Source organism: Liberibacter crescens BT-1 (genome assembly GCF_000325745.1).
GTDB classification, from domain to species: Bacteria; Pseudomonadota; Alphaproteobacteria; order Rhizobiales; family Rhizobiaceae; genus Liberibacter; species Liberibacter crescens.
Genome location: NC_019907.1, coordinates 83,732 through 104,027, shown reverse-complemented (window position 1 = coordinate 104,027; position 20,296 = coordinate 83,732). Strand labels below are relative to the sequence as shown.

Below are 20,296 nucleotides of genomic sequence, written 5' to 3'. Positions count from 1 at the left end.
ATAAAAATACAGTTAATTTCTTGGAACTTATACAATATAAAAAGAAACTGATCCATTAGTGAGGATTTTATGCAGAAAATTGATTTTAGATTAAATGCTATCGTTGATTCTTCTCTTCAAGGGAATCTTTCTCATATGGCAAGAATTGCTGCTTTGAATGGCGCAACTATTATCCAATATCGTGATAAACAGAATTCAACTCGCATGATGATTGAAATTGCCACCTCAATTATAAAAGCGATTTCTGAAACAAATATTCCTCTCGTAATAAATGACCGTATAGATGTAGCGTTGGCAGTAGGTGCGCATGGAGTGCATCTTGGAGAAAATGATCCAGAACCAAATATTGCACGCCGTATTCTCGGCCCAACTGCAATTATAGGAAGAACAGTAAAAAATGATCTTGATGCTCAGATAGCAATCGAATCTCCTATCAACTATGCTTGTATTGGCGGTATATTTGAAACAACATCTAAATATAATCCCAATCCCCCTATTGGAGTTGATGGTTTTAAAAAACTATATACAAAAATTAAAAAAGCACGACCGGATCTTCCTATCGGAGCTATCTCTGGAATTAATAAACAACGAGCACCATTGTTAATTCAAGCAGGAGCAGATGGCATAGCAATAATATCAGCAATATTTTCTACTTCTGATATTGCTATTTCTACACGTTCATTCAGAGAAATTATTGATACCACCTTAGAAAGAAAAAATCATGACTGCTAATGCAGTAACCATAGCAGGATCTGATAGTATCGGAGGAGCAGGAATACAAGCAGATTTAAAAACTTTTTCAGCTTTAGGTGTTTATGGAGCAACTGTAATAACTGCAATTACTGCACAAAATATCAAAACTATTCGTAGAATAGAAAATGTTTCATCACACATGGTATCAGAACAAATGGAAGCAGTTTTTACAGGTTTATCTATCAAAGCAGTGAAGGTAGGCATGGTTTCGTCTAAAAAAAACATTATCGCTATTGCTGAAGGTCTCTCACGTTTTAAAAATATGGCGATAATAGATCCAGTTATGATTTCTAGTTCTGGATATATTCTTCTAGACAAAAAAAATATTTCAGTTTTTAAAAAAGAATTGTTACCATTAGCATTAATGCTCACACCTAATCTTGAAGAAGCAGCATTTCTTACAGGAGAAGAAAAAGCTCTCAGCGAAGCTTCCATGAAAAGACAAGCAGAAAAAATTTTAAAACTCGGAGCCCAATCTGTTTTGTTGAAGGGGGGTCATTTTCATAATCCGGAAGAGAGTGTCGATATTTTCTTTAACGGAAAAACTTTTGAGCGTCTTATTTCTCCTCGAATTAAAAAAATTCAAACTCATGGTACTGGCTGTACATTATCAGCAGCAATTACAGCTTACTTAGCAAAAGGAGAAACAATACTTGATGCTGCACGCAAAGCAAAAACTTATTTATATAAATCTTTAGAGTCCACTAAAAAACTAAAAATTAGTCATACAGGAATCTCCCTTCATCATTTCCATGAATGGTGGGATTAATAATCATAGCCATATTACAATAAAAGACCACTACTACTAAAATTTTAAAGATATTAAAATCGAGACCGAATAGCCTTAGTGTTTTTTGAATACCTAAACAACAGCCTTCTATAACATTCACATATCCCATAAAGAAATCTTCTTAGTGCATCTTATGCATCATTCCGTTACTGACAGGCATCATATTATTGTTAAGATGATACATAACCCAAACTGAACCAACAAAACAAATAATAATAACAATTGCCGTGAAAATCATGGCCGCTATACTCCAACCATCTTCAGATTTAGGACTCATATGAAGAAAATATATGAGATGAACTATGACCTGTATAGAGCCTAGCACAAGAATAATAAATATAGTGACGTTCTGATTTTGAAAGACATTAAATATTACTATTCCAAAAGGAATAATTGTTAGAAAAACTGAAAGAAAAAATCCAATTATATAATCACGATAGGAACCCATATGATGATGATTCTTATTAACTTTTCTATTGTCTTCTTTTAAAATGCCCATTAAATCACTCCAATAAGATAAACAAAAGAAAAAACACCTATCCAAATCAAATCAAGGAAGTGCCAAAACATTGACAAACACATTAGACGACGCTGGTTATCTGAAATGAGACCATACTTCAAAACCTGAACTATCAGAACAGAAAGCCAAATAAGCCCAAAAAAAACATGCAAACCATGCGTGCCGACTAAAGCAAAAAAAGAGGATAAAAAAGCAGACCGTTGAGGTGTTGCTCCCTCAAAAATCATATGACGAAATTCATGGAATTCCATTACTAAAAAACAAATCCCCAAAAAAGCTGTGATACAAAGCCAGAAGATTGTCTTACTTTTTATTCTTTCTGCGCTAGCTAACATAGAAAAACCATATGTAATAGATGAAAATAATAGTAAAAAAGTTGCAACAAGAATGTTATTAAGATCAAACAGATCAACTGGAGAAAAACCAGCGGCATAACTGCGACCAAGTACAGAATAAACAATAAATAAAACTGCGAATAAAATGCAGTCGCTCATAAGATATATCCAAAAACCAAGCTCTGTTCCACTTTCATGGTTAGCATGATTGTCATTTGGCTCTTCTGTTACATAAAACTTTAAAAAATTCTTTGAACTTGGAAAAGTTCTATTTTTCATATTGATCATTTCCATCTCTATTATGACGAATATTTCACTCTAAGCTTACGTTCTTTATCCTCTATTTCATGCACAGGAATTTCAATACCGTGACTGTAATCAAAGGTATGAAAAATAGAAACCGCGATAATAGCTATAAAAGAAATAACTGCCAACCACCACATATACCACACCATACCAAAAGCAAATATAACACTTAACCCTGATAAAATGACTCCTGTTCCAGTATTTTTAGGCATATGAATTGGCAAATAGCCACTCTCTGGACGATTATAACCTCGTTTCTTCATGTCAGCCCAAGCATCAATTTCATAAACTATAGGCGTAAAAGCAAAATTATATTCTGGTGGCGGAGAAGCAATAGACCATTCCAAAGTACGAGCATTCCAAGGATCTCCATTCTCATCACGTAGTTGGTCTCTTTTTAAAAAAGCCATAATAAATGACATTAAAAAACACACTATACCAACACCTATAAGAAAAGCCCCAAAAGCAGCTACTATAAAATAAATCTGCAAGGAATGATCTTCAAACTGACTTAAACGTCGCGTAACACCCTTGAATCCAAGAAAATAAAGCGGCATAAAGGCGAAGTAAAAGCCAATGAACCAGCTCCAAAAAGATAGTTTACCCCAAAAAGGATCAAGCTTATAACCAAATGCCTTCGGAAACCAATACACAATACCAGCAAACACCCCAAAAACTGCACCTCCAATTATAGTATTATGAAAATGCGCAATAAGAAATAATGAGCCATGCAATAGAAAATCAGCAGGAGGAACAGAAAGAAGCACACCTGTCATTCCACCGATTACAAAAGTTACCATAAAACCTATCGTCCAAAGCATGGGAACTTCAAAACGTACCCTTCCCCGATACATCGTAAACAGCCAATTAAAAATCTTTGCACCGGTAGGAATAGCAATAATCATAGTAGTGATACCAAAAAAAGCATTTACATTAGCTCCGGATCCCATAGTAAAGAAATGATGCAACCATACAACGTAAGACAATATCGTTATGACCACGGTAGCATATACCATTGAAGTATATCCAAAAAGACGTATACCAGAGAAAGTTGATACAACTTCGGAAAATATTCCAAAAGCTGGCAAAACTAATATATATACCTCTGGATGCCCCCAAATCCATATAAGGTAAATATACATCATTGGATTCCCACCAAGATGATTAGTAAAAAAGTTGGTACCCACATAACGATCTAGAGAAAGAAGCGCAAGAGTAGCTGTTAAAACAGGAAAAGAAGCTACAATCAAAATATTCGTACAAAAAGATGTCCAAACAAATACAGGCATTTTCATCATAACCATTCCTGGCGCCCGCATCTTAATGATAGTAACAAGCAAATTTATTCCCGACAAAGTGGTTCCAATACCAGCAACCTGAAAAGCCCAAATATAATAATCAACCCCAACATCAGGAGAATAATCTATACCAGATAACGGAGGATAGGCTAACCATCCGGTACGAGCAAACTCTCCCACAAAAAGAGAAAGCATCACTATCACCGCACCAGCAACTGTCATCCAAAATGAAAAGGTATTTAAAAACGGAAATGCAACATCGCGTGCACCTATTTGCAAAGGCACGACAAAATTCATAAGGCCAGTAACTATCGGCATAGCCATAAAAAAAATCATAATCACGCCATGAGCAGTAAATATCTGATCATAGTGATGAGGATTAAGATATCCAACACCTCCACCTGATGAAATAGCTTGTTGCAAACGCATCATAATAGCATCAGCAAAACCTCGCAATAGCATTACTAATGCAAGGACTACATACATAATACCAATCTTTTTGTGATCTACTGTGGTAAACCATTCTTGCCATAGGTACTTCCAAAGTCGAAAATACGTGATGGCTGAAACAACAGCAGTACCAGCCAAAGCTACAACAATAAAAGTACCTAGAATAATAGGCTCTTTATAAGGGAAAGATTCAAGCGTCAACCGCCCAAAAACAAAATTAAGAAACTCGACTTTACTCAGCATTGATATTGCCTTAATATCTCTAGAATTTTATAAAAATTCTTACACAACCAAAATCACAAAAATCATAAACTAGCAAAATTCTTCCATTATAAAGCTACACTCAAAAGAAAACAGTCATAGTTTATAAGTTTTATGGATTTCATAAGCTAATCTTCATCAATCAGTCTTCATGATACTGCTTATTACGACGGTTATCATACTCAATTCCTTTTAAATTCTCAAAGCTCTTTGAGCTTGTTCCTCCCATCATATCAATATGCATCATTTCATTCATACACATCTTTCCCGGCTGAACACAAAGATTAAGAATAGCATCATAAAGACCTATCTCTACAACAGAAAAATACCGTATCGGTCCATTCTCCAAAGGCTTTTCCAACTCAAGATATTCTGTACGATCAAGAAGAGATCCTTGCTCACGCACCTTCTTTATCCATTGACCAAACCTATTTTCAGATAATCCATGAAACTTAAAGCGCATCCCTGAAAATCCTTTTCCTGAGTAATTAGCAGAAAAGCCATCATAAACACCTTCCTTATTCATAACAGCATGCAATTTGGTTTGCATACCGGGCATAGCATAAATCTGGCCTGCAAGAGAAGGAATGTAAAAAGAATTCATCACAGATGAAGCCGTAATCTTAAATTCTATTGGACGATCTACTGGCGCTGCCAATTCATTAACCACAGCTATCCCTTGTTCAGGATATATAAAAAGAAATTGCCAGTCCAAAGCAACAACCTCCACAACCAAAGGCTTTATCTCTTGATTAAGAGGCCTATAAGCATCAATTCTATCTAAAGGACGATATGGATCAAGACGATGAGTAGCTTTCCAAGTAATTGTTGCGAGAACCATAATAATTAAAAGCGGTACAGACCATATAAAAAATTCTAAAGTGGTAGAGTGATGCCACTCTGGATCATAATCTGCTTTCTTATTAGAAGAGCGATATTTCCAAGCAAAAAACAATGTGAGTATTATGACAGGAACAATCACCAACGACATTAAAGCTGCAGCTATAATAATTAAATCAGCTTGCTGACGAGCAACATCTCCCTCAGGGCTCATCACAACAAAGCTGCAGCTAGTAAGCAAAAAACTTAAAAATGAAACCATAATTCTTGAGATGATATACATCTAACAAAACTTACCTCTTATTCCATTAAAGAACTAATTTTCAATTAGATCACATAAAAAACTAAAAAGATTTTAAGATAGCCTAATTATAAAAAAATTATCATAATAAAAAATATATCTTTTTAAATTTCATCAAAGAAAGATTCAAGACATAAATTCATGACCCTATTTTATAGTCCAAATATACAAACTTCTTTTTTATCTACATAGAACTCAAATCATCCAGATTGATTTTTTATATAATCATTTTTCCTGCTTTTAACACACCAATGTTCGAAAATATACATGATTCATATACCCAATAACCAGCATTCAGCAAACAGAAAAATCCTTTATATAATTAAAGATCTTAAAAAGAAAATTCACGATACCAATATATCAAATCAAAGCAAAAAAATAATACAACTAGTATAATAAAAATAGTCCTAGCAAAGTATAGATATTTGCACGCAAAAAATTTTTGAACATCAAATTATCAATCTTTCTTGACTTTATATAAAAGCACTCATAGCATTAAATTGATATAAGATAAAAATCTTACTTTCCATTAGCATGCATATAATTATTTAAGGCAGAGAAATATGGCAAAAGCAGCTACCATAAAAATTAAGCTTGTTTCCTCAGCAGGTACTGGTTTCTTTTATGTAACCAAAAAAAATTCCCGTACTATGACTGATAAAATGACCAAAAAAAAATATGATCCTTCCATAAGGAAGCACGTGGAGTTTAAAGAAGCAAAAATAAAATGAATTATTGAACCCTTTAATATACAGAACTCACATTGGTACATATCCAATGTTAAAAAAAGTTATCATTTCCATATATTAAATATTAAGTTTTTCTTGACTAAGATTCCTTTTCTTGTATAAGATATAAGTACTTTAAGAAATTAAAGCCGACCAATAGACTTAATCAGCACGAGGAGCTGTTTGTATGTATCTATTGGCCGACTAACCCGAGAGCTAAGGGGATGCGGTGAACCTAAGCATCACGGGGATTTAAGGATATAAAAGCCTCCTTATATTTGTTTATTAGATCTGATAAAGATAAAGATCAATCCCTTAAATTGTATTTTAAGATTACAATATATATTTATGGTTAAAATATGTCTTTTATTACTAACATCTTAAATGCTAAGTAAGCACCAGCTTGTTAATTAGCTTGTCCTGATGTAGTGAAGAAATACTTGAATTTAAAAGATGTTGAGACGATTTCATGTCTTTGCTAATCGAAGAAACTCCAAAAGAAGCCGTTATTGATCTTTTTAAATCAGGCAATAAAATAAAAGGTGTATTTTCAATAGACATACGAAGTATATTAACTATACTAGTCGCTAATTCAATAGGCGTGTTGGGCATAACCAGCAAAAATCCATCCTCTTCATAACGAAAAATGATATCATCAAAACAGGCTACCGCACAAACCCTAGAAGCAAATTCACACAATAAATTATCACCTGCTGTATTACCATATATGCCATTGATCGCTTGCAACCTATCAATATCAGTTAATATTAAAGAAAGGGATCTTTCTTCTAAGCGAGCAAGATTAAAAAGGTCATCTAGACAATTTTCGAGATAATTTCGATTCTTCAGTCCCGTTAAAGGATCGGTAATGGGTTGTTGAACTGTTTCTTTGATAACTGTTATCAAAACTTCTTGTAATCGTTTGCGGCGAATCTGCATCAAACAACGAACTATGAATTCATTAGGCTCAATTGGATACAATATATAATCATCCATACCTAATTTTAATGACTTTAAAGCATTTTTCAAATCATCTGGCGCTATAATAAGCAAAACCGGAACAAACCGTATCTTTTCCAGTAAACGCAATTGGGAACACAAATGAAGGGAATTAAAATCTGCACCTATTGTATTGACAATAATTAACCCAAAATATTGCTCAATAGCCGCATAGGCTTCAGCTTGCAATTCCGAAAAAACAACTACATCTCCTATTGGTTTTAATAATTTAACAAGATCTTCTTGAGAAGATCTATGTACATCCATAAGAAGAATTAGATCTGGTATCTCCAAACGATCTCTTCTAGAATGTAAAAAACTTTCAATACTCTGAAACCCAAACTTCTGAGAAAAAAAATGTACCTCATCAATCAACTTTTTATAATTTAAAAGGTTATTGATCCGATAAATAAGCTGTAAATCATCTATTGACTCAATTAAAAAATCATCTACACTGGATTTTAATCCTTTAAGACGACTTAACTGCTCACAATCTTTGACAATCATCGCAATTGGAATAGAATAATAAGACTTTATTCTTTCACATATTTCAAAAGCATCAAAAATATTCACATCAATCACAATAACATCAATTTTTACAGATTGACACATTGCCAAAGCTTCAAGGGCATTCAACACCGTTATGACTTCGAAATATTCTTTCCTAAGATAAACTTCAAGCATCTTAGTTCTGTTCTGAATATCACTTACTATAAGAACTCGACTTGTCATTATAAATTCACCTAACAAGAATTGAGATATCTATTATTCAAGCGTCTCCAATATATATCTTAATCATTTCAATAAATTTAGGAACTGAAATAGGTTTAGAAACATAGGCCTCACAACCTCCTTGACGAATCCTCTCTTCATCCCCTTTCATTGCAAAAGCAGTTACAGCTATAATTGGAATAACATAGAGATCATTATCCTCCTTCAACCACCTAATAACTTCCAATCCAGAAACTTCTGGGAGCTGAATATCCATCAGGATAAGATCAGGTCGATACTTTCGAGCAAGATCAAGGGCTTCCATACCATTTCTTGTCTGAATTGTTTCATATCCAGATGTTTCAATTAAATCTCTAAAGAGCTTCATATTAAGCTCATTATCCTCTACAATCATCACCTGCTTAGGCATTTAAATTTCCCTGAGCCTGCTTTTCAAAATTTTTTAAATAAACACAAACAAAAAAAGCTCATAACAACTCTTATCTAAAGAAACTAGATATATTTAGTTGATAAAAAGGTAATTTTTTATACAAATTATCAGTCTTTAAATATTTAATCCTATTATTTTAAAACCTAAATTCTACAAACATATGTCTCACTTTTTCAATAAAAGTTACTTACCAAAACATGATACTATCAACAATACAACAAGCAAGTAACCGATAAACTGAATATAAGATTTCTATCTAATATCGTAAATGATGATAAAAATGCACAAGATATTTCAATATAAAATCATTCTCGACTAATAATGGTATTACCAACATATTCCCATTTTTAAAAAAAGCAGTATCCCCTCCTGAAAGGTATTCAGAATTCATCCATAATTCTCTTCGGTTGTCGTTTCTAAACAAATATCAAAGAAACAGCTTCCTTGGCGTTTGTTGTAATTTTTGATTTCCACAAGCAGAATCAACTAATATTTTAAATACAAGATTTTTTCTCTTGAACAGGCTTGCTAACGCCGCTTCCACCAACTTTGCTTTTTGGGTTGAATTTCTTCATTTTTTTCATTCTCAATACTAGAAGAAGTTTCTGATATTATTGGCTGTATTGCCTTTTCAAAGAGAGAATGTTTTTCGGAAAAAACATCTTCTTTTTGGATTTCTGAAACTCTTAATATATTCTTTTCTTCTTTTAAGTGAGACTCTTGTTGAATCTTAAAAGAATTATCTTGCTTATAAAGTATAGGAATCTCGTTTATTTTTTCATTGCTTTCATTAACAAACATATCTTGTGAAGATCCCTTACTTAACTCAGCTCCATCATCATGAACGACTTCCGAAATAAGTCCATTTTTTTCAGATTTAGAAAATACATCCCTGACAATAACATTATTGTTTATATCATTAGACTTGTTAATCTTTAAATTATTATTATCACAGTCCACTTTAATTTTCTCTTCTTGTCCACTGCGACGCCTTCCATTTCTACTACGCCTTCGTCGTCCTCTTCGTAATGGAGTACTAACGGCTATATCTGAGACTTCCTCGTTTTTTCTTTCCTCTGCATTTAATCCGTCTATTTCAAGGCTAGGCTTCCCGTTTTGACTAAAACTCTCAGAACTATTCCTTTGATGTAAAACTTTTACATTGTCATTATCAACGTGAACATCATCACTTAAATTTTCTCCAACTTCATCAAGATCAGGATTAATATCCTCATTATCTTCAAAGTTTTCAAAATTCACCAAAGGTTCAATCTTTACTGGATTTTGAACTGCAGCTCCTTTTTCAATAAGAAAAAATTGATTTCCTAATTGTGAACCCACTATAATAGTTATTGAAACACCAAACCGCTTTTCATAATCAATAATAACAGAACGCTTATGATTAAGCAAATAAAGAACAACTTCTGACTTTGTATGTACCGTAATATCATGAGTAGTGTTTTGTAGTAAGTACTCCTCAATACTACGAAGGACACTTAACGCCACCGAAGATTGAGATCGTACATACCCCGTTCCTGCACAATGATCACAAACTTGCATTGCACTTTCTATCACAGATGAACGAATACGCTGACGAGACATTTCTAAAAGGCCAAAATGTGATATACATCCTATTTGAATACGCGCCCTATCATGCTTTAAACTCTCCTTGAGTCTTTTCTCAACATTACGGTTATTACGTTTTTCTTCCATATCAATAAAATCAATAACAATTAAACCTGCTAAATCTCGAAGACGTAATTGACGTGCAATTTCTTCTGCGGCTTCCAAATTCGTTTGTAAAGCCGTGTTCTCTATGGAATGCTCCTTAGTGGAGCGACCAGAATTAACATCAATAGCAACTAAAGCTTCTGTTTGATTAATAATAATATATCCACCAGAAAGGAGAATTACTTGCGCTTGTAGTAACTGATCTAACTGAGCTTCAATGCCAGATCGAGCAAAAATTGGACTCACATCATTATATAGCTTCACTACTTTAGCATGACTCGGCATGAGAACTTTCATAAAGTCTTTCGCTTCACGATATCCTCTTTGACCCGCTACAATAATTTCAGATATATCTTTATTATAAAGATCTCGAATTGAGCGTCTGATGAGGTTCCCCTCTTCATAAACCAAATATGGCGCTGTTGAGTTCAAAGTTAAGGTGCGCACCTTTTCCCAAAGACGCATGAGATATTCAAAATCACGCTTGATTTCAACTTTAGTACGACTAGCACCAGCTGTACGCAAAATAATACCCATACCCTGTGGAATTTCAAGCCCACGCGCAATTTCCTTGAGATGTCTGCGATCGTTTGGATTAGTTATTTTACGTGATATACCTTCACCGCGTTCAGTATTAGGCATAAGTACAGAATAACGACCTGCCAAAGATAAATAAGTTGTAACAGCTGCCCCTTTATTACCACGTTCTTCTTTAAAAATTTGTACTAACAAAATTTGACGATTTTTAATAACTTCTTGAATACGATATTGTTTACGAGACTTCTTAATAATGTTCTCAGTCACCTCTTCCATGACATCTTCATTTTTAAAAGAGTCTACTCTTATTTCATCACAATTCTCCTGCGAAACCTCAATGAGTTGACTCGACTCAACAGGAAAAATGACTTGATTATCTTTCTCAACCTGATTCCAAGGATCTTGTGCTTCTACACATAACTCCTCTGTGCTTCTTTCTACTGCTTCTGATTCAGTATCATTACCCTCTAATCCAGAAATTTCTTCTGACTTCGCACCTTCTAATTCACTTTCAATACTTTCTCGCTCTTCTGCATCAGCTTTTAATAAAGCCTGTCTATCAGCAAGCGGAATCTGATAGTAATCAGGATGAATTTCTGAAAACGCCAGGAATCCATGACGATTACCGCCATAATCAACAAAAGCAGCTTGCAAAGAAGGTTCAACACGCATAACCTTTGCTAGATAAATATTACCCTTTATTTGCTTTTTGTGCTCAGTTTCGAAATCAAGTTCTTCTACACGATTATTTCGTAAAACAACAACGCGGGTCTCTTCGGGATGAGAGGCGTCGATAAGCATTTTATCTGCCATGTGTTTCTTTCTCCTCGACCTCTCACTTTCAATTTAGCCTTTCTTGTTAAAACACAGTCAATCATTGAAAGTAAGAGCCGGATGATAAAGATAGTTCTTATCCTAAATATATAGCCAAAATAATTTTGAGGGAATAAAAATTCACCTCTATAAAAATATATTTTAAATACGGGCTTCATCTATTACGATACATTGGATAAAAACTTATAATAATACCAAAGACCTTTTTTAAAGGTCCAGCGAACCTTACCCTAATCACCCCATAATTAATAATTATATACGATTTTAGGGTAACCGAAAAAAATCGGAATTTAAAAACTTTTATGAATTAATAAACACCCTCACATTATATTTTAATGTATAGCATCTATGGGCTCAATAGTTTATCATATCTTATCAATCTCTGATAAACATCACACCTTCTATATTCATATGTTTTATATTCTAAGATAGCAAGAGAAAAGGCTAATAAGTAATTATGGAGATTGATTGGCTTATCTTAAAATTTTTAAGGTTTCTAGAAAATTTGAATAAAAAGACTTGTATTATTGACGCAATTTATATGCTACCATACTGAACAAGCATACTGAGATGAGAATAGCAAATTTACTTAACTGTTGTATCATAATATATTTATTTGGCTTCGTGTTTTATTGTTGCCAAGTTTTTGCAAGCGATAAAAATAGCTTGATAGCTCATGCAATGTACATTAAAGACGAAAGAAACATATCTAAGGTTGTAATTGATTTTAATGATTATCCAGAAACATCCATTAACTATTTCGACACCCCCCCTCAGATTGTTATAAACTTACCAGAAACTGCTTTTGAATTTGCTTCTGATTCACTAAAAGCTCAAGGTTTTTTCAGTAAAATAGCTTACAATTTGACAGAAAAGCATACTGCAAAAATTATACTAACTCCTCTTTTCCCTGCACATATTACCCAAAAAAAAGTTGTAGTTATTAAAGATAAAATGCTTTACCGCCTTATCCTTGAAGTAGAAAGAATTTCTGCTAAAGATTTTAATACTATCCTAAGCAACCAATCTGAACAAAATCATAATACTTCTTCCCTTCCAGAGTTTCCTCCTGATACCCCAAATCCACACTCTAATTTCATTATAGCTATTGATCCAGGTCATGGAGGCATTGATAACGGGGCATCAGGAAAAAATACTGGAACTCCTGAAAAAAATATTACCCTTTCTCTCGGTCTCGCACTCAAGAAATATTTAATCGGTCAAAAAGGTATTACAGTTATCATGACAAGAGAGACTGATGAATATTTATCTTTATCACAACGTGTTTCTATAGCACATGAACATCATGCCGATTTATTTATATCAATCCATGCGGATACATTAAACAACAATAAAATTCGTGGAGCAACCATTTACACGCTCTCTGAAAAATCATCCGATAGATTAGCCGCTAATGTAGCAAAACGCGAAAATCTTTCTGAACTTTTATCTAAAAACGAACCCTTAAAAGAACCCGCAAAAGAACCCGCAGAAGTAAAAAACATTCTGTTAGATCTAACAAAACGTGAAACACAAACTTTTTCTAATTCATTTGCTAAATCTATTATTAAAGAATTTAAAAAAGCTCATATCGCACTCACTAATAATTCTCATCGCCATGCCACTTTTCAAGTTTTACAAGCCTTAAATATCCCTTCAGCTCTTTTAGAAGTTGGGTTTCTTTCAAATTATAATGATGAACTCTTATTACTTAATGAAAAGTGGCGTGATCGAATAGCAAAAACAACTGCACAAGCAATCATTAATTATCAGAATTCAATATTAAAAAATAAATCCTTCGAGTAAAAATATATAATAAAGATTATCTATATGAAAAAAATAAAAATCAGATATAATAACGCCTGTTTTAGTATATATTGGTTCATAATATAGATAATGTCATGAGAAGTTCTTTACCAAGAAACGGTAACATCCTCCCTTCATGACAAAATCAAAGAATTTTTGGTATATTCTTCATGATTAGATTAATTGGATATTTTTTTGGATTTGCTTGTATCTTATTCTTTTCAGCTGCATTAGGAATAGGAATTTATGTTATCAAAGTGTCTAAGGATCTTCCTGACTACGCTGTATTGAATTCTTATAGTCCAGCTATTACAACACGAGTCCATGCTGGAAATGGTGCTCTCATGGCTGAATATGCAAAAAAAAACCCGGCTATTTTTACCTATACAAGCGATTCCTGACCACGTCAAAGAAGCATTCCTTTCAGCCGAGGACAAAAATTTTTATAACCATCCAGGAGTGGATATCTCTGGACTTGGTCGCGCTATTTTAAATAATATTCAAAATCTTGGTTCTGGTCGCCGTCCAGAAGGAGCTTCAACAATTACACAACAAGTTGCAAAAAACTTTCTTTTGAGCTCAGATCAAACCATAGATAGAAAAATCAAAGAAGCAATCTTATCTTTTCGTATTGAACAAGCTTACAGTAAAGATAAGATTCTAGAGTTTTATATAAATGAAATTTTTTTCGGACTTAACTCTTATGGAATTGCAGCAGCAGCTCTAACCTATTTTAATAAATCTGTTACTGAATTAAATATAGCTGAAGCAGCATATCTTGCAGCCCTTCCTAAAGGGCCTAGCAATTATAATCCTTTTCGTAGAACTGAAGCAGCAATCGCCCGCCGTAATTGGGTCATTGATCGTATGGCAGAAAATCATTACATATCAAGTGTTAAAGCTGAAGACGCCAAAAAAATGCCTCTGAACATATCTCGACGATATCCTGGTGTACATCTTTTTGCATCTGAATATTTTTCAGAAGAAGTAAGGCGTCAGATTATTAACCGTTATGGAGAAAAGGCTCTTTATGAAGGAGGTTTGTCTGTTCGTACATCTCTTGATCCTCATCTCCAGATTTACGCTCGCAAATCTCTTCAATCAGGTTTAATAGACTATGATCAAAGACGTGGATTTAGAGGTCCTGTAGCTCATATTTCAATAAAAGATGATTGGGGAAAACCTCTAGCAAAAATTGCCCCTTTAGTAGATGTACCAGAGTGGAAACTTGCTGTGGTTTTATCAACATCAAAGTCTCGAGTTGAAATAGGGCTTCAACCATCTATTGCTCCAAGTGGTAAAATAGATTCTAAACGTAACCGTAGTGTAATTGAAGGCTCTAATATGCGCTGGGCTTACCATTCGGCTTCTTCATCTCATAAGACTTCAAAATCTCCTGATACTGTTTTATTTCCTGGAGATGTCATATACGTAAAACATTCTCTTAAAGGATGGAAATTACAACAAGTACCTAAAATTCAAGGAGGATTTATTGCAATGGATCCTCGTACTGGACGTGTCTTGGCGATGGTAGGCGGTTTTTCTTTTGCCCAATCTGAATTTAATCGCGCCACTCAAGCAATGCGACAGCCAGGTTCTTGCTTTAAGCCATTTGTATATGCAGCTGCACTAGATAGTGGCTACACACCAGCCTCTGTTGTTATGGATGCCCCAATAGAAATTGTATCTGGAGGAAAAGTATGGAAACCAGAAAATTATGGACGCACCTCATCAGGTCCATCTACATTACGTTTTGGAATTGAAAAATCTCGTAACTTAATGACTGTTCGTCTCGCACATAATATGGGAATGAATACTGTTGCAGAATATGCTGAACGCTTTGGTATATACCATAAAATGCCTCCTCTTCTAGCTATGTCCTTAGGTGCAGGAGAAACAACCATCTTACGAATGGTTTCAGCTTATGCAGTAATCGCTAATGGAGGGAAACAGATTGAACCATCGCTTATTGATCGTATTCAGGATCGGTATGGAAAAACAATATTTCGTCAGGAGAAGCGTATTTGTAAAGATTGCAATACCTCCAGATGGGAAAATCAAGACGAGCCTGAAATCATTGATAATCGTGAACAAGTTTTAGATCCTATGACAGCATATCAAATTACCTCTATGATGGAAGGTGTGATCTCCCGTGGAACTGCAGCAGGAAAAATTCATATAAAAGGTCCTATTGCAGGGAAAAGTGGAACAACTAATGACAATAAAGATGCCTTTTTTATAGGCTATACTCCTGATCTCGTAGCAGGTCTGTATATCGGTTATGATAATCCAATATCTTTAGGACCCAATGCTACAGGAGGGTCTCTTGCCGCTCCTATTTTCGATCTTTTTATGCAAGATGCAACAAAGGGAGTCTTGCCTTCTCGTTTTGTTATCCCCCAAGGCATGAGCCTTATTCCAGTTAATAGAAGGACAGGAATGCTTGCTCGAGAAGGAGACCCTGACATGATCATTGAGGCTTTCAAACCTGGAACAGGACCAGCTGAGGTTTATTCTGTCATTGATGAGAATAGCAATACGTCATCTGAAGAAATATTAAGAAAATCTCCTCAAGCCAATCAAGCAATTAATTCTGGCGTCCAAGGATTGTATTAAAATATAATTTATAACATTTTTACTTTTTAAATTCAAAAAATCTATTAAACTTTTCTTATACTATGAGGAATTATGGTAATAGCAAACAATAACATTCAGATTACAATAAATGAAATCGAGCAGAGTATAAAGCTGCTAAGGAGGTCTCTTTGACTGGGAGGCAGCCATTAAAAGATTGGATTGGCTTAATAATAAAGCAGAAGATCCAAATTTATGGGAAGATTCAGAAAAAGCAAGTAAATTGATGCAGGAGCGTCAACACCTCGACAATTCAATCTCTTCTATCAAAGATCTTGAAAAAAATTTTTTAGATAATATTGCTTTTTTAGAACTTGCTGAAGCAGAAGGAGAGCAATTTCTAGTATGTGAAGTTGAAGAAGCTCTCCTCAAACTTAAGTGTGAAACTGAACGTCGACAATTTGAAACTCTTCTTTCTGGAGAAGCTGATTCTAACGATAGCTACCTTGAAATTCACTCTGGTGCTGGTGGAACTGAGAGTCAAGATTGGGCGAATATGTTATTACGCATGTATATGCGTTGGTCTGAAAGAAAAGGATTTAAAGTAGAACTTCTTGAAATGCATGATGGAGAAGAAACTGGTATCAAATCAGCAACAATTCTCATAAAAGGGCACAACTCTTATGGTTGGTTAAAGACAGAATCAGGCGTACACCGCCTTGTAAGAATTTCTCCTTATGACAGTAATTCTCGTCGGCATACTTCATTTTCTTCAATTTGGGTTTATCCAGTTATAGATGAAGCTATTGAAATAGAAATTAATGAAAGCGATTGCCGCATTGATACCTACCGTGCCTCAGGTTCCGGTGGTCAACATATTAATACAACAGATTCAGCTGTACGTATAACTCATATACCCACAAATATTGTTGTACAATGTCAACAAGAACGTTCGCAACATAAAAATAAATCTAAAGCCTGGGATATGCTTAGAGCTAGACTGTATGAGTTAGAATTAAAAAAACGTGAAGAAGCTGTGAGTATAGAAGCATCTTCCAAACCTGAAATCGGCTGGGGACGACAAATCCGTTCATATGTTTTACAACCATATCAATTAGTTAAGGACTTGAGAACAGGCGTAGAAAATACAGCACCTTTAGATGTACTAGATGGAAATCTAGATGACTTTATCAAAGCAGCTCTTGCTCTTCATATATAGGTTTATTGTTTGTTCAAGTAGAAAATTGTTCTGTAAGAATACGATCAGACCAAGATCTATCTGGATTAGAGAGAATACGAACCATTATATCCGTAGCCTGTGATATCTGGACATGTAAGGCTGACTTTACTTCTGTGTGATCTGCAACAGCATTAACAGGACGTTTATCTGGTTCTAAGATTTCAATATCTACTGTTAAATGATTAGAAATAAGCGCCCCTCGCCAACGCCGTGGCCTGAAAGGGCTTACAGGAGTAAGGGCTAAAAGCGGCGCTTCTAAAGGAAGAATTGGCCCATGAGCGGAAAGATTATAAGCAGTAGAACCAACTGGTGTAGATACAAGCAAGCCATCACATATCAGTTCATCTAATCGCACCTTCCCGTCTATCATAACCTTCAGCTTAGCTGCTTGAAAAGATTGACGTAATATTGATGCCTCATTTACTGCCAAAGCCACTGAAGTTGAATTATCTTCTTTAAGAGTAGTCATCTTCAATGGATGAAAGATATGTTCTACTGCATCAGACAGACGTTCTACGAGTTCCTCTGGACGATAATCATTCATTAGAAAACCAACAGAACCACGATTCATACCATAAACAGGCTTACCTGATTTCATATTTCCATGAAGAGTTTGAAGCATAAATCCATCGCCACCAAGAGCAACGATAACGTCAGCTTCTTCAAAGGGAGTATTTGTATACATACAAACCAATTCATGATAGGCTTTTTGTGCTTCAAGGACAGGAGAGGAAGTGAAATGAATTTTGTGTACAGTCATTATTTACTTTCAGCAATTCACTCATTCTGATCTTAAGAGAATAAACATTATATTTGAAGTTTATAAAAGACCTATCAAATAGCGCTTATAAGCATCTTAAATGCATCATAAGATCTCAGCTTGATAATAAAATACAAATATGCCTTTTAGAAAAAACTTACAAAATTAGAATATGCATTCTAGATCCAATTTAAAATAATGCTTAACAAAAGCTATAAACTTAATATTTAAGATCTTTTATCCGACAATAAACAATAAATTACTCATTCTATTTCTATATCAGTTTTCCTTATAGAATATTTTTATATCCTTTCTATTAGCTTTCAGAGATCTAATCTTTTTTTAAGTTTATCTTTTATTTTTGATATTTCAATTTCATCTTTGCTAAATATAATAGCATGATTCCATTGATAAGAAGCTTCTAACTTACGTCCAACTTTCCAATAAGCATCACCCAAGTGATCATTTATATTAGGATCGCTTGGCCTAAGCAATACAGCTTTCTCTAACTGGTTTACAGCTTCTTCAAACTTACCAAGCCGAAAATAAGCCCATCCTAATGAATCAACAAAATAACCATCATCAGGACGAAACTCTAAAGCTTTTTTGATCATTTCTGTTGACTTTTCGAGCTGAATATTTCTTTCTATCCATGAATATCCCAAATAATTTAATACTTGTGGCTGATCTGGCTTTAATTGTAATGCTTTTAAAAAGTTAGCTTCTGCTTCAGGCCATTTATTAATTTTTTCATATGCTACACCACGTTGAAAAAAAATTTGCCAATACGATGTATTTAGATTCTGACCTATAAGCTTAACAGCGCTATCATAGTTCTTCACCAACTCATCATATCGCTTTGCATCGTACAAAATATTTCCATAAGCAATATAATTACGAATCTCCTTAGGGTTAGCTTTAATTAATCTTTTAATACATTTTTCTCCTTCATCCACCTTTCCTTTTTCTGCTAAATTGAGAGCAAGCTTCATTAAAGCAATTGAGCCTATAGGAGAAGATTCTGGAATTTTTTGATAAAATTCAATAGCTCGGTCAGTATTTCCAGATTTTTCTTCAAGTTGAGCAAGTAAAATTAAAGTATCGTCATCCTCTGGATCAAGCATATACGCCGCTCTCAGATAAAGATTTTCAATTCCTTGCACAAGAGTCTCTGAAGAAAGAGCCGAACCAATTGAAAAAACAACCGAAGCGGCTCCTTTCGTTACAGTAAGTACTTGTGGACTGATTTTTATCCCTTTTTCAATTTTATTACGTAATATATTAAAAGGAGCATAATCCTCTACTAAACTCTCACCGAAAGAAAGCGCTTCAAGAGCTTTTTGCTTGTTCCCTAAAGAGCTTTCTAACGTAACAAGAGAAATTACAGAACGCAAAAAAGTATCTTGTGCAATAACTGCACCTTTTTGGTTATGAATAGCATTATTTAAGTGATTGCGTGCAGCTTTAAAGTCTTTGATGTAAATCGCAAGTATACCAGCTTCATAATCACGCAGAATATCTGATAATTCATTCCCTTTTATAGAACACATTATTTCCAGGGCCTCGCGTCCATTTCCAAGACCAGCACGAACCCATGCTATAAGCATCGTATCCATGACATGATTGATATCGAAGGTTTTTGGCGTAGCTATCTTATTACTTTTACTAGCAAACAATATCTTTTGAGCTGATTTATATTTGTTTTTTTTAATTGCTTCCAAAGCAAGTATAGCTTTTGAAAGGTTCCCTAATAATTTATCATTTTTTAACTGCTCAGCATATTTAACACTCTGATTAAATTCTTCTGTCATAATGAGTGATATGATCAACTTACGACGCACAACGACAGCGTCAGGCGACATAGATAAAGCTTTCTCATAGAAAAGGGCTGCAGGCTTATAATCCTGCTCCAGATCAGCTATATAACCCGCTAAAAAAGCACCAGAAAAGCTTAATACTTTTTTCGACTCAATTTTTTCCTGTGCAGTGGCTGCAGATAAAAAAGTAAACCAAACACCTACCATTACTATAGGAGAAAAAACTTTTATAAAAAACCTATCTGACATAATAC

General features: G+C 34.3%; 14 protein-coding genes and 1 pseudogene. 6 read left to right on the top strand and 9 right to left on the bottom strand.

Going from position 1 to position 20,296, the window contains the following annotated elements; all coding sequences use genetic code 11:
* Positions 1 to 69 precede the first annotated feature (69 nt).
* The gene (gene thiE / locus B488_RS00420; protein WP_015272506.1) at positions 70 to 732 is read left to right on the top strand and encodes a thiamine phosphate synthase; all 663 of its coding nucleotides are present in this window, start codon (positions 70 to 72) and stop codon (positions 730 to 732) included.
* Positions 722 to 1,522 carry a bifunctional hydroxymethylpyrimidine kinase/phosphomethylpyrimidine kinase gene (gene thiD / locus B488_RS00415; RefSeq protein WP_015272505.1) on the top strand — a complete coding sequence of 267 codons (801 nt, stop codon included), beginning with the start codon at positions 722 to 724 and terminating at the stop codon, positions 1,520 to 1,522. The genes thiE and thiD overlap by 11 nt, the downstream gene beginning before the upstream one ends.
* A 142-nt stretch (positions 1,523 to 1,664) precedes the next feature.
* Here thiD and cyoD read toward each other — a convergent pair whose 3' ends face one another.
* The 4 genes from cyoD to cyoA all read right to left on the bottom strand — a co-directional run bounded on the left by cyoD (position 1,665) and on the right by cyoA (position 5,815).
* The gene (gene cyoD / locus B488_RS00410; protein WP_015272504.1) at positions 1,665 to 2,042 is read right to left on the bottom strand and encodes a cytochrome o ubiquinol oxidase subunit IV; all 378 of its coding nucleotides are present in this window, start codon (positions 2,040 to 2,042) and stop codon (positions 1,665 to 1,667) included.
* Entirely contained in the window at positions 2,042 to 2,686 is a 645-nt protein-coding gene (cyoC, locus tag B488_RS00405; RefSeq protein ID WP_144049177.1) for a cytochrome o ubiquinol oxidase subunit III, read from the bottom strand. Before cyoC ends, cyoD begins: the two co-directional genes overlap by 1 nt.
* 11 nt (positions 2,687 to 2,697) lie before the next feature.
* Positions 2,698 to 4,695, bottom strand: coding sequence for a cytochrome o ubiquinol oxidase subunit I (gene cyoB / locus B488_RS00400; RefSeq protein WP_015272502.1), 1,998 nt, complete (start codon positions 4,693 to 4,695; stop codon positions 2,698 to 2,700).
* Between the two features lie 160 nt (positions 4,696 to 4,855).
* Positions 4,856 to 5,815, bottom strand: a complete 960-nt coding sequence (gene cyoA, locus B488_RS00395; RefSeq protein WP_144049221.1) for a ubiquinol oxidase subunit II — start codon at positions 5,813 to 5,815, stop codon at positions 4,856 to 4,858.
* Between the two features lie 602 nt (positions 5,816 to 6,417).
* On the opposite strand from cyoA, the gene rpmG reads away from it, so the two are divergent.
* The gene (rpmG, locus tag B488_RS00390; protein ID WP_015272500.1) at positions 6,418 to 6,585 is read left to right on the top strand and encodes a 50S ribosomal protein L33; all 168 of its coding nucleotides are present in this window, start codon (positions 6,418 to 6,420) and stop codon (positions 6,583 to 6,585) included.
* Positions 6,586 to 6,969: 384 nt separating this feature from the next.
* On the opposite strand, the gene B488_RS00385 is transcribed toward rpmG, so the two are convergent.
* The 3 genes from B488_RS00385 to B488_RS00375 all read right to left on the bottom strand — a co-directional run bounded on the left by B488_RS00385 (position 6,970) and on the right by B488_RS00375 (position 11,824).
* On the bottom strand, positions 6,970 to 8,313 hold the full coding sequence (locus B488_RS00385) for a diguanylate cyclase (RefSeq protein WP_015272499.1): 1,344 nt from the start codon (positions 8,311 to 8,313) through the stop codon (positions 6,970 to 6,972).
* A 37-nt stretch (positions 8,314 to 8,350) separates the two neighbouring features.
* Positions 8,351 to 8,722, bottom strand: coding sequence for a response regulator (locus tag B488_RS00380; protein ID WP_015272498.1), 372 nt, complete (start codon positions 8,720 to 8,722; stop codon positions 8,351 to 8,353).
* Between the two features lie 549 nt (positions 8,723 to 9,271).
* On the bottom strand, positions 9,272 to 11,824 hold the full coding sequence (locus B488_RS00375) for an Rne/Rng family ribonuclease (RefSeq protein WP_015272495.1): 2,553 nt from the start codon (positions 11,822 to 11,824) through the stop codon (positions 9,272 to 9,274).
* Between the two features lie 702 nt (positions 11,825 to 12,526).
* Here B488_RS00375 and B488_RS00370 point away from each other — a divergent pair.
* The 3 genes and pseudogenes from B488_RS00370 to prfB all read left to right on the top strand — a co-directional run bounded on the left by B488_RS00370 (position 12,527) and on the right by prfB (position 17,444).
* Positions 12,527 to 13,651 (top strand): N-acetylmuramoyl-L-alanine amidase family protein, encoded by a 1,125-nt coding sequence (locus B488_RS00370; protein WP_172792736.1) that lies wholly within the window; start codon positions 12,527 to 12,529, stop codon positions 13,649 to 13,651.
* Positions 13,652 to 13,821: 170 nt separating this feature from the next.
* Positions 13,822 to 16,267: pseudogene (locus B488_RS00365) on the top strand (penicillin-binding protein 1A).
* A gap of 72 nt (positions 16,268 to 16,339) precedes the next feature.
* Positions 16,340 to 17,444, top strand: a protein-coding gene (prfB, locus tag B488_RS00360; RefSeq protein ID WP_144049176.1) for a peptide chain release factor 2 whose coding sequence is annotated in 2 segments (ribosomal slippage) — positions 16,340 to 16,417 and positions 16,419 to 17,444 — 1,104 coding nt in all. Because the reading frame shifts where the segments join, the coding sequence is not laid out codon by codon here.
* A 13-nt stretch (positions 17,445 to 17,457) separates the two neighbouring features.
* On the opposite strand, the gene B488_RS00355 is transcribed toward prfB, so the two are convergent.
* Together B488_RS00355 and B488_RS00350 are read right to left on the bottom strand one after the other, a co-directional pair.
* Positions 17,458 to 18,225, bottom strand: a complete 768-nt coding sequence (locus tag B488_RS00355; protein WP_015272491.1) for an NAD kinase — start codon at positions 18,223 to 18,225, stop codon at positions 17,458 to 17,460.
* A 323-nt stretch (positions 18,226 to 18,548) separates the two neighbouring features.
* Positions 18,549 to 20,291: a tetratricopeptide repeat protein gene (locus B488_RS00350; protein ID WP_015272490.1), complete on the bottom strand. Its 1,743-nt coding sequence runs from the start codon at positions 20,289 to 20,291 to the stop codon at positions 18,549 to 18,551.
* Positions 20,292 to 20,296: the final 5 nt, after the last annotated feature.